Origin of the sequence: Geobacter benzoatilyticus (assembly GCF_017338855.1) — a bacterium.
Lineage (GTDB): Bacteria > Desulfobacterota > Desulfuromonadia > Geobacterales > Geobacteraceae > Geobacter > Geobacter benzoatilyticus.
Map to the genome: position 1 here is coordinate 797,466 of NZ_CP071382.1, position 23,340 is coordinate 820,805.

Below are 23,340 nucleotides of genomic sequence, written 5' to 3' on the forward strand. Positions count from 1 at the left end.
CTCCAGTGTCATATCAACCAGTTTTCCGCATCCAGCTCCGCCCCCGCGTAGACCAGTGCCAGGGGCGAATCGGCAGGCCAGCGGCCGAACTCCTCCCCCCCCCGCGTCAGGGTAACCGTGACGAAAAGCTTTCCCTGCGGAGCAAGCTTCAGGGGAGCCAGGGGAACCGATACCTCGCAGACCCGATCCATTGCCCAGCAACAACGGGCCTTACCGCTCTTCCACCCTTTGGGCCCCTTAACCATCAGCTCGCCGCCGGTAGCGGAAGGTATCATATCAAGCCGGTATTCCCCCTCGGTGACGAGATGGAGATGGAGAGTATCCCCTTCCAGGAGAGTTGCGGCAACCGGCGAGGGGCTGTCGAGGCGCAAGTAAAGGTTCTCCCGGTCGAAGCCGTAAAAGAGCGACTGAAGAACGCTCTCGGCGGCGTGCATGGCCGATGCCTGCTTGGTGAGGTCCACAAGGCCGGCCGCAAGCCACTCGAAATAGTCGTCCACCAGGCCATTGACGACGGGGGTGATGAGAGCGGCCGGCTCCCGTACGAGCCCCGCCGGAGTAAGCTTCTTTATGGGCTCGTACAGCTCCCGGGGGACGTCAAGGCCGAGCAGCCGGTAGCAATTCATGAGATGCTTGCGGAACAACCGGTCGAAGCGGTCGCTATGGGACGAAAAGTGATCGTCCCCATACCACCAGAACCAGTCGCTCCCCTCGGCGGCATAGAGGGACGTGCAGACGAGACGGGCCGTCCGCTCTTCAGCGGTGCCCTCCCCTTCCCACGCCCCCCCCACGGCCATGAGATCGGCCACCAGCGGGCTTGCGGTAATTGCAGCCTCCCGCGCCCGCTCCAGATAATCCCACCCCTGGTTCTCTTCAGGGTGACCGACCCAAATGCCATAATCGGCATTGATCCAGGAGCCGGGATGGATATGCTCGATGACCCGCCGCTCCGGCTCACGGGCGAGAAACTCCGAGCAGGTGACGCATGAAACCCCCGGCGCGGCGGCGGTGGCCCCGTAAAGCCCCCGGAGAAAATCGTAACCGTTGTCCGGGTAGTACTCCCAGGCGTTCTCGCCGTCCAGAATCACCGGGACCACCCTGGCTCCGGGAATTCGCTCCCGTATTTCCCCGAGCCTCCCCACAAAGTCTTCAACGGCCCGCTGAGGCTCCCAGGAGGAGTAGGTGAAGCCGATCAGGTCCGAGAGGAGGTGATCCCGGAAAAAGGCCTTCAGCTCCCGCGCGCCCTGCCGGAACGTGTAGGAATGATAGAGGGCCTCCCGGCCGGAACCGAGCCCTCCGGAAAGGGTCCTGGCGAGAATCTCCTCGTCGGTGGCAATCCACTTGATGCCGCAGCCGGCAATGATGGCGAGGGCCTCGTCGCTCACCGACCCCTCCGACGGCCACATGCCGACCGGCGTGAAACCGAAAATCTCCCGGAATCGGGCAATCCCCCGGCTCACCTGGCTGCGGGCATCCTCCGGATGGCGGAAACGGGTTGCCGGCAGGTTTACCCGCGGCATGGCGATGCCGGCCGCCTTCATGTCGCAGAGAAGGGGGAGTATCGGGTGATAGTAGGGTGAGACGGCCAACTCCGCCTTTCCCTCGTCATGGAGTTTTTTGTAGAGGGGAATGATGCCGTTCAGGATGTCGGCATGCCGGTCAAAGAGGAGTGCCTTGTCCTCCTCGGTGAAGTGGCGTCCTTTCTTCACCAGCTCCTTCAACTCGGGGTAGCGGCGGCGGGCCGCCTCCCCGGTCCAGGCCAGGAAGAACCAGACCTGGAGGTCCAGCAGATCCTGAGCGCTGAAGTGGCGATGCCGCTCCCGGCCTTTTACCCTGGCTCCGTCACCGGCCAGGTGGAGAAGTTCCAGGTAGCGGCGGTTCGGCTCGATGAGCCGCTGGCGGTTGGCCGAGAAGAAATTTTCCAGCAGGAAGATCCGGTCTTCCTCGGCCATGTCGGCCGGAGCCATCCCCCCCCTAATGAGCCACGGGTCCACAGCCGTGCCGGCGGCATAGTCGAGGATCTGGTCCAGGAGCGACGGCACCAGATTGAAGACCGCCCGCGCTCCCGGGGTGTCGTCAACGATGGCCGCCATGTCGTAGTAGTCCTTCACGGCATGGAGGTAGGTCCAGGGAAGGGCGTACTCACCCTTCACCGGATCCTTGTAGTACGGCTGGTGCATGTGCCACAGGAATATGACGGAAAGGGGTGCGCTCACTGCAGTTCCCGTTTCCACCCCTCGACCTTTTTTCTGTACTCATCGAGGAGCTTCTGGGCCGTCTTGGCATCCCGGGCCTCGGCCACGATGTGGACATAGGGGAGATACTGGTCGGGGAGCACCAGGGCCCAGTCCTCGCCGAAGTGGACCTTGATCCCGTCGATGAAGCTCGCCTCCTTGTCGAGGCTGTCCTCGCTCATCTTCCGCATGATCCCCCCCTTCATGTCCCAGACGCAGGGAACCCTGGTCTGAAGGAAGGCCCGTTGGGGAATCTCTGCCGCCACCTTTGAGATGGACAGCCCCCCCTTGGCCACCATTTCGATGGTCTTGGCGATGGCGAACATGCCGTCGAAGGCGGACTGGAATTTGGGGAACGCAAAACGGCCGTCCATGGTACCGGCAAGGACCACTTCGGAAGAAATGGTGGCTTCGATCATGGCCCGGTCGGCGCTCTTGGTGCGGGTCACAGTCCCTCCCCGTTCCTGGACCATCCGCTCGATGGCCGAAGGGGCCGAAACCGGCACCACGAACAGCCCCTTTTCGCCGGAGCGAAGGGCTAGTCCGGCTATGAGCGGCAGCAGATCAGCCCCTTCATAGACCTTTCCGGTTTCATCCACCATGATAACCCCTTCGGTGGTGGGATCGAGCCAGAACCCGGCATGGGCCTCCAGGGTGGCAACGATCTTGGAAAGCTGGCCGAGGCTCTCCTGACGCTCAGCCACCGCCTGAATGCCCCGCTCCTCGTCCACATAGGCGTTGAGGCTGATGACCTCGCACCCCATCTGGGTCAGGATACCGGGGAGAATCTGACTGGCCGAGGAATGATTGAAATCGATTACCACCTTGAATTGCTTCTTCTGCAGCGGCGACTTGCCGATGGCGTGGAGGAACCCTTCACGGTAGAAATCCATCACCTGCAGAGGAATCTCGGAAAGGGCGCCCGGCTCAGTGTGGTGGGCCCGGCGGAAGTTCTCCTTGAAGAAAATCCTCTCCACGTTTTTCCCCATGGAACTGGAGAAGTCGAGACCTTCGCCGTCCAGGAAAACGATCTCGGTGGATGCGGGATCGTCAATGGCCTGGCGGAAATAGATCCCCCCCACCTCGCCGAAGGAGCGGAGCTTGTAGCGCAGGACCGGCATCGGCACCATGGTCAGGTCCCGCACGTTGACCCCGGCGGAAAGGAGGCCGCCGATGAAGCTGCGCTTGAGCATCCGGCAGGAGCGGTAAGCATCGCGGGCCGATATGATATGGCTTCCCTTGGGGAGCGTTGTGCCATAGGCGCACCCCAGCTTGGCCACGAACTCGGGGGTGAGCTCCATGTTTGTAAGCCCCTTGACCATGGCTCCCTCGAAGAGAGACTTCTTCCACTTCTCGCCCCAGATGAGGTTGCCGGTAACGGTGGCCCCCGCCTCGATCACCTTGCGGGGCCAGATCTTCACATCCCGCTTGATGTAGGCCTCTTCGCCGATGGAGGTGTCGTCGGCCACGATGACCCCCTCTTCCATGACGACCCCGTGCCCCACCCGCACGTTGCTGCAGAGGACGCTGTCGTGGAGCTTGGCCCCCTTCTTCACGTAAACATTGTCCCAGATGACACAGCGATTCAGGCGGACGCCCGGATCAATGGTGCAGTTGCGACCGATGACCGAATCCTTGATGTGGGCGCTCTCGAAGACCTGGGAGTTGTCCCCCACGATCACCGTCCCCTCCAGGGTAATGTGCTCGTCCAGGTTCACGTCGCTTCCCAGCCGCAAATCCTTCCCCACCAGATCCTGCTTCGCCTCGTCGATCTTCACGTTCACCTTCCCCTTGAAGATGTCGTGGTGGGCCTCACGATAGGAGTCGGTATTGCCGATATCGCGCCAGTAACCCTTGGCGGTGTGGCCGAAGAGGGGCTTCTGCTGCTCCAGAAGTTTCGGGAAGAGATCCTGGGAAAAGTCGTAGTTCTCCTCCTCGGGGATATGGGCGAAGATCTCCGGCTCGAAGACGTAGATGCCGGTGTTGATGGTGTCGGAGATCACCTCCCCCCACCCCGGCTTCTCCAGGAACTGGGTAATCCGCTTCTCCTTGTCGGTGATGACGACCCCGAACTGAAGCGGGTCCTTCACCGAAGTGAGGGTAATGGTGGCCAGTGCCTTGTTCTCCTCGTGGGAGTCGATAATCTTCTGGAGGTTGAAGTCGGTGAGGAGGTCGCCGCTGATGACGAGGAACCGCTCGTCCAGGAATTTCTCGGCACACTTGACGGCCCCGGCGGTCCCCATGTCCTGAAGGGGGGTCACGTAGGTGATCTTGACGCCGAAGTCGGTGCCGTCCCGGAAGAAGTTCTTGATGACCGCCGGCTGGTGGTAGAGGAGCATCACCAGATCGGTGATCTCGTACTTTTTCAGCAGTTCCACGATATGGAGCATGATGGGGCGGTTCAGCAGCGGGATCATCGGTTTCGGGATGCTGCTCGTCAGGGGCTGGATGCGGGTCCCGAACCCGCCGGCCATAATGACTGCTTTCATGTAGGATGCTCCTTTTATAATATTCTATTTATCTCACTTGCCTTTCTTCGCCAGTACCCGCTTGACCTCTTCCTTCAACTCCGTGAGGTCGCTGGACTTCACCACGTAACCGTCGGCGAGCCAGGCGGAGAAGTCGTCCTTGAAGCAGGAGAAGGCGGTGCAGAGGATGACCGGCAGGTTGTGCCGCTCCTTTACCACCTTCTGGAGAAGCTCCAGGCCGCTCTCGTTCTTGAGCTTTATATCAAGAACGATCAGGTCGAATTCGTTTTCCTTTATCTGATCAACCGCCTCCGAGATATTGGCGGCAGTCGTAACATCATGCCCTTCGTCGGCCAGTTCCTGTGAATAGAGCAGTCTGATGCTGCTTTCGTCGTCAACCACCAGCAGTCGAGCCATGTTATGCATCCTCCTTGTTTTCAGGCAGTTTTATAAGGTAGCGGGTTTCATTCCCGTCCGGAGTATCAATTTCCAGAATATTGCCGTGTCTTTCCATAACCGTCTTGCAGATCGCCACGCCGAGCCCTGTGCCCAGCTCCTCGGTGGAGGAGAAGGGGGTCGTCATGGCTTCGATATCTTCCATGGGGAGACTTGCCCCGCTCCCTCTTACCTCCACGACAATCCAGCCGTTTTCGCGACGGGTTTCGACTCTGACATCCCCCCCCTCCGCCATTCCTTCAACAACCGTGGAAATAATCGTTCTTACGCAGTTTGCCACTTGTTTGTAGTCGATGCGCGCCGGCGGCAGATGGGCATCGAGCCGAAGCCGACAGGCCACGCGCCGCTCCTGGAGCTGTCCGTCGAGCTCGCGGCATACGGAGCTCAAAAGCTGGTTCACGTCCCAGATATCCAGGGTCGGGTAGAGGGAATCGGAATAGTTGAGAATATCCTCCAGGACTTCCTCCAACTGGTGCGCCTGCTGCCCTATGGACTCCAGGTACTCCCGCTTGGGGTCATCCTCGGCGGCCCCCTTCAGGAGCGAGCGGGAGAAGCCTCCGATTATCATGAGAGGATTGCGTATGGAGTGGGCAATGCTGGAGGTAATCTTTCCCACCAGCGCCATCCGCTCCATTTTAACGATCAGCTCCTGCTGCTCTTTCAGCTTCACATTGGCGGCCGTCACCTTGAGGAGTTCCTCCTGGAGCCGCTCATAGAGTGAAGCCCGTTCAATGGCGAAAGCCACCGAGAAGGCAAAGGTCTCCAGGGACTGCACGTCCTGGGGGGTAATCCTTTTGTGGGTGATGCAGTTATCGGAGATAATGACCCCGATCCGCCGGTTGCGGGAGATGAGGGGGGTAATCAGGAACGTGTCCACCCCCAGGGCCTGCACCAGCGAATGGTCACAGTCGGGGCTGTGGAAGGCGTTCTCGACCAGGATCGGCCGCTTTTCCCTCAGCGCCCGGACAAGGATGTTGTTCTGGTCCGCCAGCGGGATGGTCATCCGCTCAAGGATGTCATGGAACTTCTGTTTTTCCGACGTGAGCTTGGTCTTGTAGAAGTCCCGCGCCATCTCCTTGAGGGTGAAGTCGTCCCGCTGGATATCCTCCCAAATCCCACACGCCTCGCCGAAATTCTGCGGCCCCACCCCCAGGTATCCCCGCAAAAGCTTGCGTTCCTTGTCGGCCAGCAGCAGAAAGGCCCGGTTCATACCGAACCCCTTGCCGGCCGTGATGGCGGTCATCACCACCGAAAGGACTTCATCCAGGTCTACGGAAGTCTGAAGTACGAGACTGATCTCGTGAAGGAACTTGATCTCCCGCTCCCGGCTGTCGAGAAACCCGACCATCGATTGCAGCTTTCCCCGCTGCTCCAGAACCTCGGCAACGAGAATCGGGACCACCTTCCCCAGTGGAGATCCCTCATCCCCCAGCTTCTGGAGATCGGCGCGAAAATTGGGGCAGTCAATGCATTTTTCAATGACCCGCCGCTGGTAGGAGGTATAAAGAACCTCCTCCCCCTCGCCGATGTTGGGACACCCTCCCGGTTCAACCACCTCCCTGTGCCAGCAACAGACCCAATCCACTAAAGAGCTCCCGAAGGGGTTGATTTACATGCAACAGACGGCACAATTATACCAGCCGGCCAAATGCTTTCAAGCCCGAAGCCGCCGTGACCCGCGGCAGTTGTTAATTAATCTTTTCCCCTTCAAGGCAACTTTTGCCTTCATACAGTTACCAATCGGTACGTTGACAAAATTCATGAATATTTTTTTCAGAAAGGATATGCTTATTTCATGGATATGCCAACCCCATTACCCATTACGATTGGAATCAGCGCCTGCCTCATGGGCAAAAAAGTCCGCTACGACGGCAGCCACAAGCACGACCGATACGTCGCCGACATCCTGGGCCGGTTCTTCCGGATCATCCCGGTCTGCCCCGAGGTTGGCTGCGGCCTGCCGGTTCCCAGGGAGGCCATGCGGCTGGAACTCGATGGCGGCTCCCTCAGGCTGGTCACCATTACAACACGCATCGACCACACTGACCGCATGCTCGCATGGTGCGAGCACGAAGTCTCTGAACTGGAACTGGAAAATATCAGCGGTTTCGTATTCAAAAAGAACTCGCCGAGCTCGGGGCTCAACGACGTGCCGGTGTACCGCATGGGGATGCCGGACATGGTGGGGCGGGGACTCTTTGCCAATGCGGTCACGGAACGTTTCCCGAACCTTCCGGTGGAAGAAGCGGAACAACTCCACGACCAGGCGTTAATGGAGAACTTCATTAAACGGGTATTCGCCTACCGGCGATGAAAGGTCTTTATGGTCGGCAAAAACGCCCTCGGAATATCCCTTGGGCGCATCACGATGAATGGAACGGTGGCAATAACCGGCAAAACCGGCAGCATTCAGGAGACAGCTGGCTTGCGTCTCTTCCCCCGGCGCCTGCGGCGTTTCGTGGCTTTTCCTTCGCTTTCCCCGGTACCCGGCTCCACCGGCGGCATGGTGTTGTCGCGGCTGTAGCGCTCCCACCAGGCAAGGACCTTCTCCCCCTCCCCCGTCACCGCGCACCGGCATCGCAGATAGGCCAGGGCCTCGGCAAAGCTTGACCGGGCAAGAACCCCCTGGGGCCGTTTCCCCGGTATCTTTGCCAGACGAAGCTGGAGCAGCAGAATTTCCCGCACGGCGAGGGCAATCCGATGGGGGATGGCGATAATCGGCGCCTGCTCACCGAGAAAGCCGGCCATGGCGCCGCTGACCGCATCAGGAACCGGCATCCCGGCCGAAACCAGTTCCCCGGCCAGTTCCTCCACATACTCGCCGAACATCAAGGCAAGAAGAAGCGGCGGCGAAACCGGCTCTCCGCCCCCCACCTGGCCGTCAATCCACTCCAGAGCCTTGCTTATCCTCAAATGGGGAAAACCGTCGCTCTCCCGGTCAAGCCAGCCGTTGAACCGGGGGAAAAGATGGGCAAAGAGCCCGGCCTGGCGCAGAATCTGGTAGACCCGCTCCCCGGCCCCCGAGAGAAACAGCTTCAACATTTCTTCGTAGAGACGGGGAGCCGTGGCCCTGGTAATGGTGGGCGCCAGCTCCAGGACCGCCCGCCGGGTAGCCTCCTCCACGGTAAAGCCCAGGATGGCGGCAAAGCGCACTGCCCGGATCATCCGTACCGGGTCCTCGGTGAAACGAACCACAGGATCGCCAATGGTGCGGATGACTCCACGCCGCAGGTCCTCCATGCCATTGGCGTAGTCTATGATGGAAAAATCGGCGATATTGTACGCCAGGGCATTCACCGTAAAATCCCGCCGCAGGGCATCTTCCTCCGGCGTTCCGAAGACATTGTCCCGCAGCACCATCCCCTCGTCGCTCACCACATGGCGGGGCTTCCGGGAGCGCTCCACCTCCCCTTCGGCGAGAGGTTCGGCTTCGGCCTCCCCCGGCTCTTCCGGCGCCATGGCCCGGAAGGTGGCCACCTCGATGATCTCGTCCTGATAATGGATATGGGCAAGCCGGAACCGGCGCCCCACCAGGCGGCAGTTGCGGAAGAGGCGCTTCACCTGGTTAGGGGTGGCGTCGGTGGCCACGTCGAAATCCTTGGGTTCGCGCCCCAGGAGGAGATCCCGGACGCATCCCCCCACGAGGTAGGCGATATGGCCGTTGTCCTTGAGGCGGTAGAGGACACGGAGGGCGTTGGGGCTGACTTGGGAGCGTGAGATGGGATGATCTTGCCGGGGGATGATGACTGGTTCGCTTTTCATAGGGGGTTCATAGCACAGAACGTGCTGAAACGCAAAGGCGCCGCTCCCTGGAAAGCCTAATGATGAAAACGGCATTTTTTGACATGGGTCATGACAAACATCGCGCCACTGTCATATGATGCACCCATGGAAACGCTCACGAAAAAACAGCAAAATGACATGCGGATCCTCACCGACTTTGTCCGGGTCTACTGCCACGCCCGTCATGACCGTTCACTCCGGGCCCCCTTCGAGCCGCCGCCGGAACTTAGGCACCGCTACCCCAAAGGGGTGGATCTCTGCCCCGACTGCGCCGGGCTCCTGGCCCACGGCATCCAGAAGCGCCGCAAATGTCCCCTGGACCCTAAGCCATCGTGCAAGCATTGCCGCGTCCACTGCTACAGCAAGGAGTACCGGGCGAAAATCCGGGAAGTCATGGCCTTCTCGGGGCGAAGAATGATTCTGCGGGGACGGCTCGATTATCTTTGGCACTATTTTGCTAAATAAACATAACCAATCAATCCAGAAGGAGAACTCAACCATGATTCGAAAAATCGTCAGCATTGATGAAGAGAAGTGCAACGGCTGCGGCCTCTGCGTCCCCGCCTGTGCCGAGGGAGCCATAAAAATCGTGAACGGCAAGGCGGTCCTGTCCGCCGACAACCTTTGCGACGGTCTCGGAGCCTGCCTCGGCGACTGCCCCCAGGATGCAATCAAGATTATCGAGCGGGAAGCGGACGAGTTTGACGAGGCGGCCGTGGAGGTACACCTGAAGGACACCGGCCGCAAACCGGCCCACCATGAGCCGCCTGCTACCCGGCACCATGGGCACCATGCCGGCGGCGGCTGCCCCGGCTCCCGGGCCATGACCTTTGAGAAACCCGAGCCCGCCGACGAGCAGCCCGCTGGAGGAAAAATCGCCAGCAGGCTCCGCCAGTGGCCCGTCCAGCTTCACCTGGTGCCGACAACTGCCCCCTACTTCCAGGACGCCGACCTTCTCATCGCCGCCGATTGCGTCGCCTTCGCCCACGGCGATTTCCACCGGGAATTCCTGGAGGGGAAGGCGCTGGTCATCGGCTGCCCCAAGCTGGACGACAACAACGCCTATCTCCATAAGCTGACCGAGATCTTCCGGTCCTCCTCCATCAAGAGCATCACCGTTCTGAGGATGGAAGTCCCCTGCTGCGGAGGCATCGTCATGGCGGCCCGCCAGGCCCTGGCGGCCAGCGGAAAGGAAATTCCCTTCCGGGAGGTCGTCATTGGTATCCAAGGGGAGATAAAAGGGTAAAATTCATCTCTCAAGATAAATAGGATTCTTTTTATCTTTTTCCATTGACAAGGGGCTTCCCGGCTGGTATCTCTTTTCATGTCATTACAATTTATCCGCCGCACGAAAGGAGAAACCATACCATGTGCATGTGTACCCTCGTAACCAAGGAAGCCCCTGAATTCACCGCCGACGCGGTTCTGCCCGACAACACCTTTGCAACCATCAAGTTGTCGAGTTTTCGCGGAAAATACGTGATCCTGTTCTTCTACCCCCTGGATTTCACCTTCGTCTGCCCTTCGGAGATTCTCGCCTTCAACAAAAAGCTGGATCAGTTCAAGGCGAAAAACTGCGAAGTCATCGGCGTCTCCGTCGACTCCAAGTTCACGCACCTGGCATGGAAGAACACCAAGGTGGAGGACGGCGGCATCGGCGACATCCAGTATCCGCTGGTTTCAGACATCAAGAAGGAGATCGCCACCCAGTACGGCGTCCTTTTCGAGAACGGGGGCGTAGCCCTCAGGGGGCTGTTCCTCATCGACACCAAGGGTGTCGTCCGCCATGCCGTCATCAACGACCTCCCCCTGGGGCGCAGCGTTGATGAAGCCCTGCGGATGCTGGACGCCCTGCAGTTCGTGGAAACCCACGGCGACCAGGTCTGCCCCGCCAACTGGAAAGAGGGTGACGAGGCCATGAAGCCGACAGCCTCAGGCGTTGCCGATTACCTGGCCAAACATGCCGCCGGGTAACCGCTGCCCGCCGGCGTAACCGAAAGGCACGGTCCCGGAACCGTGCCTTTTTCGTCTTCCCGAGGCCGCCATGGTCGATCTCAGCTTCACCGACACCCCCCTTCTTTCAGGGGCTGACCCTACGGAGGGGATCGTCGCCGCCGAACTGGCGGGGCGCTTCGTGCGCCTGTTCATCCGCACCGAGGATGGCGTCATCTTCCGGGACGTTCCCTTCCGCCCCTTCATCCTCCTGGAAGACCCCGCGCTTCTGGACGGCTTCCGGCATGCCGTCTCCATCGCCCCCCTTTCGGGCCCCGGCACCTTCCGCCACCTGGCCCTCTTCGCCGATTGGTCAGAGTGCATAGCCGCCAGGGATTTCCTGGCGAAAGGGACCGGATACACCACTTCCGCCCCGGCGACACCGTACCTTTTCCTCTCCGATCCGGTGCACCAGCACTTTCTCCTTTCCGGCTCAACGTTCTTCAAGGGAATAGAGTTCGATACGCTCCGCCGTCTCGCCCTGGACATCGAAACCGCCTGTGCCGAGGGGTTCGAGTTCTCCAACCCGGCGCGGGAGGAAGATCGCATCCTCTCCATTGCCGTCATGGAAGAGGGGGGCTACGAGGAATACCTGTCGGCCCACGAGATGTCCGAAAAGGAGATGCTGGAACGGCTCACCGCCATCATCCGGGAGCGGGACCCGGACGTGATCGAGGGGCACAACCTCTTCCGCTTCGATCTCGAATACATCCGGGTCCGGGCAGACCGCCACGGGGTGAGGCTCCGTTGGGGGCGCGACGGAAGCGCACCAAAGGTTCACCCCTCACGGTTCACCGTGGCGGAGCGAATCATCGACTATCCCCGCTGGGACATCTACGGCCGTTCCGTCATCGACACTTACTTCCTGCTGCAGATCTACGACGTTTCCAGCCGCGAGCTTGAGAGCTACGGACTCAAACCGGCAGCCATCCATTTCGGCCTCGCCGCCCCCGGCCGGGTCTATCTGGACCGCAAGGCCATGGACGAAGCCTTCCGCACCGACCCGCAGGCTCTCCGGCGCTACAACCTGGATGACGTGCGGGAAACCCTTGCCCTGTCGCGGCTTCTTTCATACCCCTGGTTTCTCCAGGCACGCATTTTCCCGTACTCCTACCAGAACTGCATCATCCGGGGAAACGCGACCCGGATCAACGGCCTCTTCCTGCGGGAATACCTGCGGAGGGGCGCCGCAATTCCCAGGCCTGCCGAGGCCGGGGGAACCTTCGAAGGGGGCTACACCGACGTTTTCGGGACCGGGGTGCTCGGCCCCGTCGTTCACTGCGACGTGGCTTCTCTCTACCCCTCCATCATGCTCGCCTACGGCCTCTCGCCCCGCCGGGATCACCAAGGGCTGTTCCTCCCGCTTCTGGCGCAACTGCGAGAGTTCCGGCTCGCCGCAAAGGAACGCGCGCGGACAGCCGCAGATCCCCACCAGAGAGATTATTTCAACGCTCTCCAGCAGACCTTCAAGGTGCTGATAAATTCTTTTTACGGCTATCTGGGGACCACCATCCACACCTTTTCCGACGTGGAAACAGCCGCTGAGGTGGCCCGCAGGGGACGGGAGCTGATCCAGGCAGTAATCGACCGGCTCCGCCGTGGAGGAGCCCGGCCCGTGGAAGTGGATACCGACGGCATCTACTTCATCCCGCCTCCGGGAACGGAAACCCGCGAGCAGCAGGAAGCCCTGGTAAAAGAACTGTCCGCGACCCTCCCCGAGGGGATAGCCCTGGAGATGGATGGCCGGTACCGCGCCATCTTCTCCTACAAGATGAAGAACTACGCCCTCCTGGACCACGAGGGAAGGATTACCGTCAGGGGAAGCGCCCTCCGGTCACGGGGAATAGAGCGATATCTGCGAAATTTCACAAGCGAAGCGATTCGGCTCCTGCTGACCGGCGAAGGGGAAAAAATTCCGCTCCTGCGCGACGACTGCACCCGGCTTCTGCAGGAGCACCGCATCCCCATCGAAGACCTCGCCAGGACGGAAACACTCCGGGAAGCCCCGGCCACCTACCTGCTCAAGGTCCGCCAGGGGAAACGCAATCCCTCGGCAGCCTTCGAGATTGCCCTGCGCTCTGAACGCTCCTTCCGGGCCGGCGACCAGATCAGCTACTATGTCACCGGCCATGGGAAAGGAGTGACCGTTTACGAAAACTGCAAGCCGGTATCCCTTTACGATCCCGACAGCCCCGACGAGAACACGGAATTCTACCTGGATAAACTCGACCAGTTGGTGAAAAGGCTTGCCCCCTTTTTCCCCGGGGAGCGCACACTCTTTGACTAGAGGCGGCTTGCCACCCGTCGGCAAGTATGTTACAAGGGTTAAGAGGCTAAAAATTCGCCGGCAAAAGGAGAATATATGCGTTCTTTCGCATGGTTTCTTGCCCTAGCGGTTGCTCTTTCCTGCTCCACCCCCGTTTTTGCCCAGGACGAACCGAATCCCGAATTCGTAGTGGAAAAGATGGCCTTCAAACTGGGCCGCGGCGTCACCAACATGGCAACTGCGATTGTCGAAATCCCCAAGCAGTCTTACATCACCGTCCGCGACCGTGGAGCCGTCGGCTATGCCATCGGCCCCCTCAAGGGGATCGGCATGACGCTCTACCGTGCGTTCATCGGCGCAACCGAGACAGCCTTCTTCCTGGTTCCTCAACCGGGATACTACGATCCCATGATCGAGCCTGACTTCGTGTGGAAGGGATGGGAGCCTCCCCAGCGCGCGAACGGAATGAACACTGAAGAAGCGGCGGCTTCCGGCCAGAGAGCAGGCCAATGAAAAAAGCTGTTCAAATCTGTGCCGTAACAGTCTGTGCCGTTCTCCTCTTCTTCGGTTCGCACCGGCAGGCCAACGCCTCGACAACATCCTCCATTGACGACTCGTCGGCCCAGGAGGTGGTTGACGGCATGGCCAACAAGTTCGCCCGGGGAGTTGCCAACACAGCGACCGGATGGCTCGAGCTGCCCAAGCAGGTTTACGTGACGTGGCAGGAAGACGGTCCGGCAAAAGGGGTACTTATCGGCCCCCTCAAGGGAGTGGGGATGACCATAGTAAGAACGCTGGCCGGGGTGGGAGAGGCCGCCACCTTTTTCGTGGCATGGCCGGGCTTCTTTGACCCGTACGTGGACCCGCCCTACGTCTGGGAGAAAGAATAGCTGCGGCAGATATCTGCCGGACAGTCGAAACACAAAAAAAGCCGCATCCGATAGATGCGGCTTTTTGTTTCGTCAAAAGAGTAATTACTTGGCAGCCGGAGTAGCAGGGGTAGCAGGAACAGCTTCCTTCTTCACAGCTTTTTTGGCCTTCTTGACTTTCTTGACTTTCTTGACGGCTTTTTCTTCTTTCTTCACTTCGGATGCAGGGGTGGCCGGGGCAGCAGCAACAGCCGGGGTAGCCGGAGCAGCCGGAGCAGCAGCTTCTTTCTTCGGCGCGGCGAAAACGGTGGCGGCGAAAGCAACGGCTACGAGAGAAGCTACGATCGAGGAAACTACTTTTTTCATTTCAACACCTCCAAAGGATAGTTTGTATGCTCTATAGAGCAGGGAACGTGCCACGGCGGGGCCACATGCATAACATCTCGTAACAATTGAGATTTGGCCCCATATCCACTCAAGCGATAAGGGCAAAAAACTCCAGCCGTAGCCGCATATCATCCCATCGATACCCCATATAAGGCATTCCCGCTTCGGGGTAATTGGGGGCTGCTGCTCAGCAAAAGGTCTTTTGCCTTGCCAAAAACCGACTTTTTCATTAAATTTAAACATTTAACTTCTTATACAATCAATCTGCCAGATCTTATATGGAGATACACCGGTGTCACACAACAGCCTTCTTGCCGTTGAAAAACCCGTTCGATACACAGGGGATGAAATCGGCTCCAGCCCGAAAAAAGAGGCCGAATTGCGCTTTGTCCTCGCCTTCCCCGATGTCTACGAAGTGGGAATGAGCCACCTGGGGCTCCAGATCCTCTACGACATCCTGAACCGGGAAGAAGGCATAGCAGCGGAACGGGTCTACACCCCCTGGCCCGACCGGGAGGCCCAGCTGCGGAGCCTCGGTGAACCACTCGCCACCCTTGAGAGCCAGACTCCCCTGGCCAGGGCCGACATCATCGGGTTTACCCTCCAGTACGAGCTTTCCTATACCAACATCCTCACCATGCTCGACCTGGCCGGCATCCCCTTCCGGGCCAAGGACCGGGGCGAGGAATTTCCCCTCATCACCGCAGGAGGCCCCTGCGCCTGCAACCCCGAACCCCTGGCCGACTTCCTGGACGCCGTCCTCCTGGGGGACGGCGAGGAGGCGATCGTGGAGATCGCCGCGGCCTGCCGGGAGCGGAAGGAACGGGGCGAATCAAAGCAGTGGCTTCTGGAGCGCCTCGCCGCCATCGAGGGGGTCTACGTCCCCTCTTTCTTCGAGCCCAGCTGCAACGAAGACGGCACCATAGGCGCCATCACCCCTCTGCGGTCCGGCTACGACCGGGTGCGGCGACGGTTCCTTGCCAACCTCGACACGGCCCCCTACCCCACCGCTCCGGTGGTCCCCTTTCTCAAGACGATCCACGACCGGGTAAGCATCGAGATCGGCCGGGGGTGCACCAGGGGATGCCGCTTCTGCCAGGCGGGCTACCTCTACCGGCCGGTGCGGGAGCGTTCCCCGGAGACGATCCTGCGCCTCGTGGAGGAGACCCTGCGGAACACCGGCTACGACGAAGTGTCGCTCCTCTCGCTTTCCACCGGCGACTACGGCTGCCTCACGCCGCTATTGCGGGAGTTGATGCTCCGCTACGCCCACGAGAGGATCGCCGTGGCGCTGCCGTCGCTGCGGGTCGGCAGCCTCAGCCAGGAACTGGTGGAGGAAATCCGCAAGGTTCGCAAGACCGGCTTCACCCTGGCCCCCGAGGCGGGGAGCGAGCGGCTGCGAAACATCATCAACAAGGGAATCTCCGAGGAGGATCTCCTTCGCAACGCCTTCGAAGCCTTCTCCAACGGCTGGCGGGTCATCAAGCTCTACTTCATGATCGGCCTCCCCGGCGAAACAGAAGACGACCTCCTCGGCATCGCCGACCTGGCCCGCAAGGTGAAGATGGAAGGGAGACGGGCCGGCGGCGGCGAGGTGAACGTCTCGGTCTCCACCTTCGTCCCCAAGCCCCACACCCCCTTCCAGTGGGAGCCCCAGATTACCACCGAAGAGACGGTGGCCAAGCAGCGGTTTCTCCGGGACGAACTCAAGAAGCGCAAAATGGGCCTCAAGTGGCATGACGCTCCCCTCTCCTTCATGGAAGGGGTCTTCGCCCGGGGAGACCGGCGCCTGGGCGCGGTGCTGGCAAAGGCATGGGAGTTGGGATGCCGCTTCGACGGGTGGGGCGACCGGCTGAACAGCGCCGCATGGCACGAGGCCTTCGCCGCCTGCGGCATCGACCCCGCCTTCTACCACCGCCGCCGGGGGCGCGACGAAATTCTTCCCTGGGAGCACCTGGATTTCGGCGTAACCAAGACCTTCCTGCGCAGCGAACTGGAAAAGGCCTGGGCCGGAGAGCCCACCGGCGACTGCCGTTCGGGCATCTGCACCGGCTGCGGCATCTGCGACTTCGACCGGATCGCCATGCGGACGACCGATCCGGCATGGCGGAAAGAGAGCACGACTGCCACTGTGCATCCCGCCGATACCGGAGAGAAAGTGATCATGCGGCTCCGCTACACCAAAACCGGCGCCATGCGTTACCTGAGCCACCTGGAAATGATCGGCCTGTTCACCAGGGCCGTGGGAAGGGCCCGGCTCCCCATCCGCTTCTCCCAGGGGTTCCATCCCCACCCCAAATTCTCGTTTGCCACGGCCCTTTCGGTCGGTGTAGAATCGTGGGCTGAATATCTCGACCTGGAGCTGGTCCCCGGCCTCGCACCGGAAGAGGTACAGGCCCGCCTCAACGCAGCCCTTCCCGAAGGGATGCGTATCCTCGAAACCGTCGTCATTGCGCCGGGCACCCCATCCCTCTCGGTGCTCATGGACAAAGTCCGCTACCGGGTCATTCTGCCCGAAGAGATAGTCCATGGGCTCGCGGGAAAGGCCGAGGAGTTCCTGTGCCGGGACAGCGTCCCGCTCCGCAGGGAAAAGAAGGGGCGGGTCCAGGAATACGACCTGCGCCGGGAACTGGCGGAACTCACCGTCTCCGGCTCGACGCTGGAGCTTACCATCGGCAGGGGGAAACCCCTCGAATACGCTGCCGCCATCACGGGGCTCACCTCCGAAGAGCTGGCTGATGCCCGCATCGAGAAGCTCGCCGTCATCTTCAAAGACTCTTTGATTTCATCCATACAAGGTACATGCAATGGCCAATGAACTGGTAATCAACACATCCTCCCACGAAACCCGCATCGCTCTCATCGAAAACGGCACCATCGCCGAACTCTACATTGAGCGAAGCCGCGAAAAGGGCATCGTCGGCAACATCTACAAGGGAAAAGTCGTCAGGGTTCTCCCCGGCATGCAGGCCGCCTTCGTGGACATCGGCCTGGAAAAGGCGGCATTCCTCTACGTGGCGGACGTCTTCGACGCCATGGAGGAGTTCGACTCTTTCATGGAACGAAACGGCGCGGATGTGGACGGCGATGAACAGGTGCTCCAGCCTCTCCACCCCATTGAAGAACTTCTTCAGGAGGGACAGGAAATCCTGGTACAGGTGTCCAAGGAACCCATCGGCACCAAGGGGGCGCGGATCACATCCCACATCTCCCTGCCGGGGCGGCATCTGGTCTACATGCCCACCGTGGACCACGTGGGAATATCCCGCCGCATTGAGGAAGAGCCCGAACGGGAACGGCTCAAGGAGATAGTCGAGCGGATGAAGCCCCAGAATGGGGGGTTCATCGTCCGGACCGCAGCCGAGGGAAAGAGCGAAGAAGACCTCATCGCCGACATGAATTACCTGACCAAGCTCTGGGACGAGGTGGTGAAGCGCAACGAGAAGGGGCATGCCCCCTCCCTCATCCACGCCGACCTGGACGTTACCCAGAAGGTAATCCGGGATATACTGACAGAGGATGTATCGCGCATCGTGGTTGACTCCAAGATCGAGCACGACAAGATCATCCAGTTCATCTCCACCTTCATGCCGAAGATGAAGTACTCCATGGAGCCCTACGACGACGAAGAGCCCATCTTCGACCACTTCGGCCTGGAAGTGGAAATCAGCCGTGCCCTGGGGCGCAAGGTCTGGCTCAAGTCCGGCGGCTACATCATCATCGAGCAGACCGAGGCCCTGACCGCCATCGACGTGAACACCGGCCGTTTCGTGGGCAAGCACAACCTTGAGGACACGATCCTCAAGACCAACCTGGAGGCGGTGAAGGAAATCGCCTACCAACTCAGACTGCGCAACATCGGCGGGATTATCATCATCGACTTCATCGACATGGAGAAGGAGGTGAACCGGGAGAAGGTCTTCACTGCCCTGGAAGAGGCCATGAAGGCCGACAAATCCAAGACCAACATCCTGAAAATCTCGGAGTTGGGGCTCGTGGAGATGACCCGCAAGCGGGTGCGCGAATCAATCGGCCGGATGATGTGCGAGCCGTGCCCCTACTGCGAGGGACGCGGCTACGTTAAGTCCAAGACCACCGTCTGCCACGAGATCTTCCGGGAACTGCGCCGGGAGATGCTGGACATCCGGGGCACCAAGGCGACCCTCACCGTCCACCCCCAGGTGGCCGACCTCCTCTACGACGAAGAACGCCGGGGGCTGGAGGAACTGGAGAAGAAGTTCAAGAAGCGGGTAACCGTACGGGCCAAGCCGGGCTTTCACCAGGAGCAGTTCGAGATCGCCATCAGCTGATATCATCTTTCTCAAGGAGGAACACATGGTATTCGCCGCAAAGGTTTCCGAGATCCCCGACTGGGGGAAAAAGGTCGTCACCGTCAACGGTCAGGAGATACTACTCGTCAAGACCAAGGGAAACATCTACGCCTGCGAAACAGAGTGCCCCCACCAGGGAGCCCCCCTCTCCGGAGCGCTGCTCAAGGAGGAAGGGCACATATCCTGCCAGCGCCACGGCTACCGCTTCAATCTGAGGACCGGCGACTGCAAGGAGTTCCCGGAGTGCACCCTTAAGATATACCCGGTGGAGGTGGCCGGAGATGACGTAATGGTTGGGCTGGAATAAAAAATCCTTGACTTGTTGCACTCTTCCGGATAATCTTCCATGCTCTTCAAAAAAATATGTAAAGGTGGTGAAGTACATGTACGCGGTAGTGAGAACCGGAGGGAAGCAGTACAAAGTTTCCGAAGGCGACTTCTTGAAAGTCGAAAAGCTTGAGGGTGCGGTAGGCGATACCGTAGAACTCAATGACATCCTGATGGTTGGCGGCGAAACGGTCAAAATCGGAACACCGTTAGTGCCCAGCGCTTCTGTAGTCGGCAAGATCGTCGAACAGGGCAAGGACAAGAAAGTACTCGTATTCAAGTCCAAGCGGCGCAAAAACAGCAGGAAACTGCGCGGGCACCGTCAACCGAGAACCGTACTCAAGATCGAAAAGATCAACGGGTAATCAGAACCACAGCATTTTGCAGCGACGGCCCGGCAGTCCTGACTACCGATACGGCATGCCGTCAGGAGGTTTAGCACCATGGCACACAAGAAAGGCGTCGGCTCCACACGGAACGGGCGCGATTCCGAATCAAAACGACTCGGCTGCAAGAAGTACGGCGGCGAGAACGTCAAGGCAGGGAACATCATCTACCGCCAGCGCGGCACCCAGATCCACCCCGGCACCAACGTCGGCTGTGGCAAGGACTACACCCTTTTCGCCCTCATCGACGGCGTGGTGAAGTTCGAGCGGTTGGGCCGCGACCGGAAGAAAGTTTCCGTCTACCCCGCAAACTAACAGTTGGCGGGTCGCAAGAACCCAAGAGCCTGGGACTTTCGAGTTCCGGGCTCTTGTTGTTTTCTGAAACAGGATTGAAAGATACCCTATGCAGTTCATCGATGAAGTAAAAATCCACGTCCAGTCGGGACACGGCGGCGCAGGATGCGTCTCGTTCCGCCGGGAAAAATTCATTCCCTTCGGCGGTCCCGACGGCGGCGACGGCGGCAAGGGGGGCGACGTGATATTCACGGTCGATTCAAACCTTTCCACCCTCATGGATCTCCGCTACCGTCCCCACCTGAAAGCCGGAAAGGGTAAGAACGGCATGGGGAAGGACCGCCATGGCGCCAACGGCGAAGACCTCACCATCCCCGTCCCGCCGGGAACAATCATCAAAGACGCGGAAACGGGAGAAATCCTCATCGACCTGACCGAGCCGGGGCAGACCGCCGTTCTCCTCAAGGGGGGGCGCGGTGGGCAGGGGAACGCCCGCTTCACCACCTCCACCAACCGGGCGCCCAAATTCGCCCAACCGGGAGAGGATGAAGAGGAGCGGTGGCTGCGGCTGGAGCTGAAGCTCATGGCCGATGTGGGGCTGCTCGGGTTCCCCAACGTGGGGAAATCATCGTTCATCACCAAGGTTTCCGCGGCCCGCCCCAAGATCGCCGACTATCCCTTCACGACCATCAAGCCCAACCTGGGAGTAGTTCCCTACAAGAACTACCGCTCCTTCGTGGTGGCGGACATCCCCGGCATCATCGAGGGGGCATCGGAGGGACTGGGCCTGGGGCACCGTTTCCTGAAGCATGTGGAGAGGACCAACATCCTCCTGCACCTCATCGATCTCTCCTGGATTCCCGACCGGGACCCGATCCGGGAATACGAGACCCTCAACCGGGAACTGGCCCTCTTCAGCCCGGAGCTGGCCGGCAAGGAGCAGATTGCCGTCATCAACAAGATCGACCTGCCGGTGGTCCGAGAGAACCTTCCGCCGGTACTCGCCTGGTTCCAGGAGCGGGGGATCAAGGTATTCCCCATCTCGGCCGCCACCGGCGAGGGGATTCCGCCCCTTCTGGATGAGATTGCCCGGCATCTATGGGGAACAGCTGAGGAAGAATGGTAAACTGGTACCGATGCGCACTTCCATACTCAAAAAAGTCAAACGGATCGTCATCAAGATCGGCAGCCGGGTCCTCACCGGCGACGAGAATGGGCTCGACCACGCCCTGATCTCCCGCCTCGCCGCCGAGACGGCAACCCTGAGGCGGCAGGGGCGCGAGGTCATCATCGTGTCGTCAGGGGCCGTGGCGGCGGGCCGAAAAGAGCTCGGCATCGAGGGGCGCCCCAAGAGCATCCCCCAGAAACAGGCGGCTGCGGCCATCGGCCAGTCGCACCTCATGCGGGCCTATGAAGAAGACTTCGGCCGGTTCGGCCACAAGGTGGCCCAGATTCTTCTCACCAGGGACGATCTCTCCAACCGCCGGCGGTTCCTGAACGCCCGGGCAACCATCGACACCCTTCTCGGCTTCGGCGTTATCCCGATAATCAACGAAAACGACACCGTCGTGGTGGATGAAATCAAGTTCGGCGACAACGACAACCTCTCGGCCCTGGTCACCAACCTTGCCGAAGCCCACCTACTCATCATCCTCACCGATATTGACGGCTTCTTTGATTCCGACCCCCGGGCAAACGCCGGGGCGAAGCTGATCCCCCTGGTGAAGAGCATCACCCGCGACGTGGAGCGGGCTGCGGGGGGAAGCGGCTCCGCCGTCGGCACCGGCGGCATGGCCACAAAGCTGGCTGCGGCCAAAAAAGCCGGGCAGTTCGGAGTCCCGACCCTCATGCTCAACGGCATGATACCGGGAATCCTGACCGAGGCCTTCACCGGCCGGGAAGTGGGAACCCTCTTCCTCCCCGCGCGCGAGAGCCTAAACCGCCGCAAGCACTGGATCGCCCACACCCTGCGCCCCAACGGACGGGTCATCGTGGACGACGGAGCCCGCACGGTCCTGTCCCGGAAAGGGAAGAGCCTCCTCCCTTCGGGGGTGGTCCGGGTAGAGGGGGAATTCGACCGTGGCGCCTGCATCCGGGTCTGCGGCACCGACGGGGCCGAAATCGCCCGGGGAATCGCGGACTACTCCCACGCCGAAATCGAGAGGATTCTCGGCCGCCGCAGCAGCGAAATCGAAGCTATCCTCGGCTACAAATACGGGGACGAAATCATCCACCGGGACAACCTGGTTCTTTTGTAATGCCGACTACGCGCAAGGAGGTACCTTCCGTGACCATTGTTGCCCAGATCCGCACCATCGCCGCCGACGCCCGTCAGGCCGCCATCGCCATGGCAAAGCTTCCCACCACGGCCAAGAACGACCTTCTCATGGCCATGGCCATGGCCCTCATCAACGATACGCCCCAACTGATCGATGAAAACCGCAAGGACCTGGAAGCTGGGGAGAAAAAGGGGCTCTCAAGCGCCATGCTTGACCGCCTGATGCTGGATGAAACGCGCATCAAGGCCATGGCCGACGGCCTGCGGGAAGTGGCGAACCTTCCCGACCCGGTGGGTGAAGTGACCCGGATGTGGAAGCGCCCCAACAACCTCATGGTGGGGAAGATGCGAATTCCGCTGGGGGTCATCGGCATCATCTACGAGGCGCGCCCCAACGTGACTGCCGATGCCGCCGCCCTCTGCCTCAAGGCGGGCAACAGCGTAATTCTGCGCGGCGGTTCCGAGGCGATACACTCGAACCTCGCCATAGCCCGCATTCTGGGACGCGAGATGGAGCGGGCCGGCATACCGCAAGCAGCTCTGTCGGTCATCCCCTTCCCGGAGCGCGAAGGGGTCCTGGAGATGCTCAAGCAGGAGGAGTTCATCGATCTCATCATCCCCAGGGGCGGAGAAAGCCTTATCCGCTTCGTGGTGGAACATTCGAAGATTCCGGTGATAAAGCACTACAAAGGGGTTTGCCACATCTTCGTGGATTCCTCGGCGGATTTCGACATGGCGGAACGGATCGTGGTGAACGCCAAGGTCCAGCGCCCCGGCGTCTGCAACTCCCTTGAGACGCTCCTTATTCACAAGGACGTGGCCGAAACCTTCATCCCCCGCATTGCCCAAACCCTGACCGACCTCAAGGTGGAACTGCGGGGCGACGACTGCGTGCGGGAATTCGCCCCCCAGGCAACACCGGCAACGGAGGAGGACTGGCAGGCGGAGTACCTGGAGTTGATCCTGGCCGTACGGGTGGTTGACGACCTGGACGATGCCATAAACCATATAAACGCCTATGGGTCGCTCCACACGGAAGCGATTGTCACGGGGGACTACCACAATTCCCAGCGCTTCATCCGGGAAGTTAATTCCAGCACGGTGCTCGTGAATGCGTCCACCCGTTTCGCCGACGGCAACCAACTGGGCCTCGGCGCGGAGATCGGCATCTCCACCACCAAGCTCCACTCGTTCGGCCCCATGGGGCTGGAGGATCTGACCACCACCAAGTTCATCGTCTACGGCGACGGACAGATACGTCAGTGACCGGCA

General features: G+C 60.3%; 21 protein-coding genes. 15 read left to right on the forward strand and 6 right to left on the reverse strand.

The window, feature by feature from the left end; genetic code table 11:
* Positions 1 to 8 precede the first annotated feature (8 nt).
* Genes JZM60_RS03790 through JZM60_RS03805 form a run of 4 tightly spaced genes read right to left on the reverse strand, consistent with a single transcriptional unit; the run spans position 9 to position 6,740 of the window.
* A complete protein-coding gene (locus JZM60_RS03790) occupies positions 9 to 2,213 on the reverse strand; it encodes a glycoside hydrolase family 57 protein (protein WP_207164193.1) in 2,205 nt (734 codons plus the stop codon).
* Positions 2,210 to 4,720, reverse strand: coding sequence for a mannose-1-phosphate guanyltransferase (locus JZM60_RS03795; RefSeq protein ID WP_207164194.1), 2,511 nt, complete (start codon positions 4,718 to 4,720; stop codon positions 2,210 to 2,212). The genes JZM60_RS03790 and JZM60_RS03795 overlap by 4 nt, the downstream gene beginning before the upstream one ends.
* A 33-nt stretch (positions 4,721 to 4,753) precedes the next feature.
* Entirely contained in the window at positions 4,754 to 5,116 is a 363-nt protein-coding gene (locus JZM60_RS03800) for a response regulator (RefSeq protein WP_207164195.1), read from the reverse strand.
* A gap of 1 nt (position 5,117) precedes the next feature.
* Positions 5,118 to 6,740 carry a GAF domain-containing sensor histidine kinase gene (locus tag JZM60_RS03805; protein ID WP_207164196.1) on the reverse strand — a complete coding sequence of 541 codons (1,623 nt, stop codon included), beginning with the start codon at positions 6,738 to 6,740 and terminating at the stop codon, positions 5,118 to 5,120.
* Between the two features lie 210 nt (positions 6,741 to 6,950).
* Here JZM60_RS03805 and JZM60_RS03810 point away from each other — a divergent pair, with 210 nt between their 5' ends.
* Positions 6,951 to 7,469 (forward strand): 2-thiouracil desulfurase family protein, encoded by a 519-nt coding sequence (locus JZM60_RS03810; protein WP_241426361.1) that lies wholly within the window; start codon positions 6,951 to 6,953, stop codon positions 7,467 to 7,469.
* A 95-nt stretch (positions 7,470 to 7,564) separates the two neighbouring features.
* Here the strand turns inward: JZM60_RS03810 and pcnB are convergent, their stop codons facing one another.
* A complete protein-coding gene (pcnB, locus tag JZM60_RS03815) occupies positions 7,565 to 8,917 on the reverse strand; it encodes a polynucleotide adenylyltransferase PcnB (RefSeq protein ID WP_207164197.1) in 1,353 nt (450 codons plus the stop codon).
* A 126-nt stretch (positions 8,918 to 9,043) separates the two neighbouring features.
* On the opposite strand from pcnB, the gene JZM60_RS03820 reads away from it, so the two are divergent.
* From JZM60_RS03820 to JZM60_RS03845, 6 genes are all read left to right on the forward strand, one after another.
* Positions 9,044 to 9,403, forward strand: coding sequence for a nitrous oxide-stimulated promoter family protein (locus JZM60_RS03820; protein WP_207165463.1), 360 nt, complete (start codon positions 9,044 to 9,046; stop codon positions 9,401 to 9,403).
* Between the two features lie 34 nt (positions 9,404 to 9,437).
* Complete coding sequence (locus JZM60_RS03825) at positions 9,438 to 10,184, forward strand: ATP-binding protein (protein ID WP_207164198.1); 747 nt, start codon at positions 9,438 to 9,440, stop codon at positions 10,182 to 10,184.
* Between the two features lie 122 nt (positions 10,185 to 10,306).
* Positions 10,307 to 10,912, forward strand: coding sequence for a peroxiredoxin (locus JZM60_RS03830; protein WP_207164199.1), 606 nt, complete (start codon positions 10,307 to 10,309; stop codon positions 10,910 to 10,912).
* A gap of 70 nt (positions 10,913 to 10,982) precedes the next feature.
* Entirely contained in the window at positions 10,983 to 13,217 is a 2,235-nt protein-coding gene (locus JZM60_RS03835) for a DNA polymerase domain-containing protein (RefSeq protein ID WP_207164200.1), read from the forward strand.
* Between the two features lie 75 nt (positions 13,218 to 13,292).
* Complete coding sequence (locus JZM60_RS03840; RefSeq protein WP_207164201.1) at positions 13,293 to 13,709, forward strand: exosortase system-associated protein, TIGR04073 family; 417 nt, start codon at positions 13,293 to 13,295, stop codon at positions 13,707 to 13,709.
* Complete coding sequence (locus JZM60_RS03845; protein WP_207164202.1) at positions 13,706 to 14,086, forward strand: exosortase system-associated protein, TIGR04073 family; 381 nt, start codon at positions 13,706 to 13,708, stop codon at positions 14,084 to 14,086. The genes JZM60_RS03840 and JZM60_RS03845 overlap by 4 nt, the downstream gene beginning before the upstream one ends.
* Before the next feature lie 84 nt (positions 14,087 to 14,170).
* Here JZM60_RS03845 and JZM60_RS03850 read toward each other — a convergent pair whose 3' ends face one another.
* Positions 14,171 to 14,431, reverse strand: coding sequence for a hypothetical protein (locus JZM60_RS03850; RefSeq protein WP_207164203.1), 261 nt, complete (start codon positions 14,429 to 14,431; stop codon positions 14,171 to 14,173).
* A gap of 313 nt (positions 14,432 to 14,744) precedes the next feature.
* Between JZM60_RS03850 and JZM60_RS03855 the strand changes: the two genes are divergently transcribed.
* From JZM60_RS03855 to JZM60_RS03890, 8 genes are all read left to right on the forward strand, one after another.
* Entirely contained in the window at positions 14,745 to 17,270 is a 2,526-nt protein-coding gene (locus JZM60_RS03855) for a TIGR03960 family B12-binding radical SAM protein (protein WP_207164204.1), read from the forward strand.
* Positions 17,260 to 18,762, forward strand: a complete 1,503-nt coding sequence (rng, locus tag JZM60_RS03860; RefSeq protein WP_207164205.1) for a ribonuclease G — start codon at positions 17,260 to 17,262, stop codon at positions 18,760 to 18,762. Before JZM60_RS03855 ends, rng begins: the two co-directional genes overlap by 11 nt.
* Before the next feature lie 25 nt (positions 18,763 to 18,787).
* The gene (locus JZM60_RS03865) at positions 18,788 to 19,090 is read left to right on the forward strand and encodes a Rieske (2Fe-2S) protein (RefSeq protein WP_207164206.1); all 303 of its coding nucleotides are present in this window, start codon (positions 18,788 to 18,790) and stop codon (positions 19,088 to 19,090) included.
* A 76-nt stretch (positions 19,091 to 19,166) separates the two neighbouring features.
* Positions 19,167 to 19,475, forward strand: a complete 309-nt coding sequence (gene rplU, locus JZM60_RS03870) for a 50S ribosomal protein L21 (protein ID WP_207164207.1) — start codon at positions 19,167 to 19,169, stop codon at positions 19,473 to 19,475.
* A gap of 78 nt (positions 19,476 to 19,553) precedes the next feature.
* The gene (gene rpmA / locus JZM60_RS03875) at positions 19,554 to 19,811 is read left to right on the forward strand and encodes a 50S ribosomal protein L27 (protein WP_207164208.1); all 258 of its coding nucleotides are present in this window, start codon (positions 19,554 to 19,556) and stop codon (positions 19,809 to 19,811) included.
* An 88-nt stretch (positions 19,812 to 19,899) separates the two neighbouring features.
* Positions 19,900 to 20,916 (forward strand): GTPase ObgE, encoded by a 1,017-nt coding sequence (gene obgE / locus JZM60_RS03880; RefSeq protein WP_207164209.1) that lies wholly within the window; start codon positions 19,900 to 19,902, stop codon positions 20,914 to 20,916.
* Between the two features lie 10 nt (positions 20,917 to 20,926).
* Positions 20,927 to 22,048: a glutamate 5-kinase gene (gene proB / locus JZM60_RS03885; protein WP_207164210.1), complete on the forward strand. Its 1,122-nt coding sequence runs from the start codon at positions 20,927 to 20,929 to the stop codon at positions 22,046 to 22,048.
* A 29-nt stretch (positions 22,049 to 22,077) separates the two neighbouring features.
* Complete coding sequence (locus JZM60_RS03890) at positions 22,078 to 23,334, forward strand: glutamate-5-semialdehyde dehydrogenase (protein ID WP_207164211.1); 1,257 nt, start codon at positions 22,078 to 22,080, stop codon at positions 23,332 to 23,334.
* The last annotated feature ends 6 nt before the right edge of the window (positions 23,335 to 23,340 follow it).